The 3737-nt window shown below is 71.0% G+C and carries 3 protein-coding genes and 1 riboswitch; all 3 genes read right to left on the reverse strand.

Going from position 1 to position 3737, the window contains the following annotated elements; all coding sequences use genetic code 11:
- The coding region (locus tag JWQ91_RS02010; RefSeq protein ID WP_297780106.1) for an energy-coupling factor transporter transmembrane component T at positions 1-1034 on the reverse strand (1034 nt) is incomplete at its 3' end.
- Positions 1001-1789, reverse strand: a complete 789-nt coding sequence (locus JWQ91_RS02015; protein WP_297780109.1) for a hypothetical protein — start codon at positions 1787-1789, stop codon at positions 1001-1003. The genes JWQ91_RS02010 and JWQ91_RS02015, both read right to left, overlap by 34 nt.
- Positions 1789-3426: a prenyltransferase/squalene oxidase repeat-containing protein gene (locus JWQ91_RS02020; RefSeq protein ID WP_297780112.1), complete on the reverse strand. Its 1638-nt coding sequence runs from the start codon at positions 3424-3426 to the stop codon at positions 1789-1791. The genes JWQ91_RS02015 and JWQ91_RS02020 overlap by 1 nt, the downstream gene beginning before the upstream one ends.
- A 64-nt stretch (positions 3427-3490) precedes the next feature.
- Positions 3491-3624, reverse strand: a riboswitch (cobalamin riboswitch).
- Positions 3625-3737: the final 113 nt, after the last annotated feature.

A 3737-nucleotide genomic window follows, 5' to 3' on the forward strand; every position in this document is an offset into this window, starting at 1 on the left:
GTCGGGAACGTGTCGAGCGGCGGATGGAGCACCGCCGCACCGTCGAGCAGCAGCAACCCGGCGCCGACGGCGATCCCACTGAGAGCCACCCCGATCTCCTCGGGCCTCCAGCGATCCGGGCGGTAACGGCTGCGCTGGACCCTGCGACCGGCCGACCAGAGTCCGCCGCCCGCGAGGGCGACGCCACCGACCAGTCCGGTGAGGACCAGCCAGCGCGGTGCCGTCTGGTCGAGCAGCGCGTAGGTGCCGATGCAGATGCCGACCAGACCGGTCAGCATCAGCGCCCCCGTCGTACGTCGTTGCGAGCGGTTCAGCTCCCCCGCCCGGCCGTAGCCGCGCGCGTCCATGCCGGCGGCCAGCGACATCGAGCGCTCGAGGGCGTCCTCCATGACCGGCACGACGATGCCGCGGAGCTTGCCGAGCCGGCTGCCCGGGACACCGCGCAGCTGGCGGGCCGCCCGCACGCGGCGCAGGCTGTCGGCGAGCTGGGGCAGCAGCGCGACGGCCACGACGACGGCGCTGCCGATCTCGTACAACGCCGGCGGCATCGACTTGAGCAGCCGCTTGGGGTTGGCCAGCGCGTTGGCCGCACCGACGCAGATGATGATCGCCGCCAGCCGCATCCCGTCGTACAACGCCGCGAGCAGCGCATCGCGGGTGACCGGGCCGAGCAGCGTGATGCCGGCCGCGAAGTCCGGCAGCGGGATCGACGGCAGGGTGAACGCGACGGGCCCGCCCCCGTCACCACCGAAGACGATCCGGAACACGACCCGGATCACCACGACGAGCAGCCCGAGATAGAGGTAGAGCCGGAACGACATCGCCCACGGCGCCTCCGTCCGTCGGGCCATGACCACGAAGCACGCCACCAGAACGACCAGCCCGATCAGCACGGGGTTGACCATCGTGGACACGGCGGCGGCCAGCCCCAGGGCCCAGATCCACCAGGCCCCGGGGTGCAGGTCACGCGGCAGGACGGTTGCCCGCTGCTGGAGCGTCTTTATGACGCCCCGCCCGAGAGCTTGCGACGCCACCACAGGCCACCCGTCCCGGCCAGCAGCGCGAGGGCGATCGCGCCCCCCGCCCAGAGCGTGCCGGCCGACTGCGAGGACTCCGACGCGTTCTCGATGTCCGCCTCGTTCGCCGTGGGCTCGGCCGGGGTCGGCGTCTCGGTGGCCGCCGCAGCAGTCCTCTCGGCCTTCGCCGTGGCCTTCTTCGTGTCGTCAGCCTTCTTCTCGTCGGCCTTCTTCTCGGCGACGGTCGACGGGGATGCCGACGGGGTCGGCTTCGCCGATGCGGCCGCGGAGGTCCGCGTCGGCGCGGGAGCCGGCTTCTTCGTCGGCGCGGGAGCCGCACTCACCGGCTTGACGCCGGGCGCGGACTTCCCGTTGCCGAAGACCAGCGCCACGTAACCGCCCGCGGGCACCTTGAGGCTCTTGACGCCACGCGAGGAGTACGTCCACGAGCCGGACGTGCCGTCGGACCACCACAGCGCCCAGTACGCCGACTGCGACGGGGTCTTGACGCAGTCCGAGGACGGCGCGCTGTCGACCTGGCACACGAAGCCGGGCTCGGAGCTGACGTAGGTCAACGAGTGACCGACCCCGGTGAAGTTCTGGTCCGATGACTGTCCCGCACCGCCGGCGTCACATCGCACGCCGTTGCCGACGACGACCGAGACCCCGGTCCCGCGCGAGCAGGCCGCCGCGGAGGCAGAACCGACGGGGATGACGGCCACCGCCGCGACCCCCAGGAGGGTCGCGGCGAGGAGCTGCGCGAGACGACGCATCACGTGACCTTGAAGTTCTTCGTGCCGGTCCGGTTGGAGAAGGCCCCGACGACCTTGACGGTCTTGGTGCCCTTCGAGCTGCCGACCGTGAACGTCGTCGAGTACGTGCCCGTCGAGGTCGCGGCGCCGGACTTCTTGAGCGTGCTGCCCTGGTAGACCTTGATCGACTCGCCCGCGGCCAGCCCGCTGACCGTGACCTTCTGCGATCCGCCGCGCTTGACCGAGGTGTACTTCAGCTTGGGCGCCAGCGTCTTCGCGCCGAGGACCTTGACGTTCACACTGCCTGTGCGAGCGACCCGCGACCCGACGACCGCGACAGCCTTGGTGCCGGTCGTCGTCGGGACGGTCAGCGCCACCGAGCCCGTGCCCGTGGTGCCCGCCACGCCCGAGACCGAGCCGCCTCCGGTGACGGTTGCCGTGAACTTCTCGCCCTTGGCCAGGCCCGTGACGGTCACGGTGGCCTTCTTGCCGCCCTGCACGTAGCCGGTCGGGGCCTTGACGGCGAGCGTTGCCGCCGGGAGCTGCGCGTTGACGCCAGTGGCGGCCTGCGCCGTCGCGATGACCCAGCGAAGGCGCTCGCTCGAGGGGATTCCGTCGGTCTTGCCGTCCGCGAGGGAGTCACTGTCCGGCGCGATGGCTCCGAGCTCGTTGGCCAGCGCCGTGTCCTCCGCGGCAGCGTCGGTCACCTGCTGCCTCACGAGCCAGGAGGCCGCACGTCCGGCGACGCCGGGCTCGTCGACCCGCTTCAGCGTGGTCGCGGCCAGGCCGGTGCTGCTGGCGTTGGCGGTCCCGAGGTCGGAGAACGATCCGTCGGAGTTCTGGGCTCCCTTGAGCCAGCTGATCGCGTCGGCGATGTCGTCGTCCAGTCCGGTTGTCCCGGCTGCCTTGGCCTCGAGCAGGGCCTGGAGGCCGTAGGCGGTGGCGTCGACGCTGAGCGAGTCGTCGCCGGTGGTCGGCCCCTCGCCGCACACGCGGTCGATCGGGTCGACGGGGTAGTCGGGATCAGCGACCGCGACGGTGTACATGAACGTCCGGAACGCCCCGTCGGAGCACTGCTGCTTGAGCAGGTACGCCGTGGCGTCGGCGAGCTTGTTGCTGGACGCCGTGGCGAGCGCACGCACCGCGAAGCTCTGCCCGATCGCGTTGGAGTTGTCGCCGTATGCCGAGACGTCAGAGACCCGGCCCTGGTCGTCGCCCGTCGGCCGGACCAGCGCCTCGAGCTCCGCCACGAGGTCGTGGCCACCGAACGACTCGGCTTCCCTGGACCCGGCCTGGACGGCCGTCGCGAGCTTCGCGGTCGCTCCGGCGTAGTGGCTGTCGACGTCGCCGAACGACTCGCCGGTCGTGTAGTCGCCCTGCTTCTCCTCGAACGCGTCGAGGATGCCGTTCGCGGTGCTCGCACGCACGCCGAGCCCGTCGAGCGCGAAGAACAGGTCGAGCGTCTGCCCGTAGTACGTGTTGCCGCCGGCGACGACGAGCCCGTCGGTCAGCTGGTCGGCCAGCCAACGGGCGGCCGAGTAGGAGTAGGAGCTCGGCGCCGTGTCAGCCTGGGCCGACGACGCCGACACCACCATGCCGGCCGCGAGTGCCGGGGCGATGGCCGCTGCTGTTGCGCGACGGAGAGTGGGGATCTTCACTGGGTTCCTTCCCGCTGCAGCACGAGAACGGCCCGGAGCCCGTCACGTGTGTTCCTCGACAGCGTGAATAGGTCGGTCCCTCAGCAGGTGCTCCGGCTCGCCACGCGTGGTGGCCTACGGTTGCGGGTCAGCGCCGGAGTTCGACCGGCTTCCCCTGGCATGCAGGACGTGAGTTGTGCCAGATGGCAGGTCGAATTTAACACCCGCCTGTCGCGGGACCTATCCGGCACAGACCCCTTCCCGCAAGATGTCGGCGGTTCCGGGTGGTTCTGCGCTCCGGAACGACCCAGAAGTGCCGACATCGTGACGTG

The organism is Aeromicrobium sp. (assembly GCF_025965075.1).
In the GTDB taxonomy this organism is placed as follows: Bacteria; Actinomycetota; Actinomycetes; order Propionibacteriales; family Nocardioidaceae; genus Aeromicrobium.

Coding starts and splice junctions, on each gene's coding strand:
- JWQ91_RS02015 (WP_297780109.1), bottom strand. CDS start 1,789: ATGCGTCGTCTCGCGCAGCTCCTCGCCGCGACCCTCCTGGGGGTCGCG.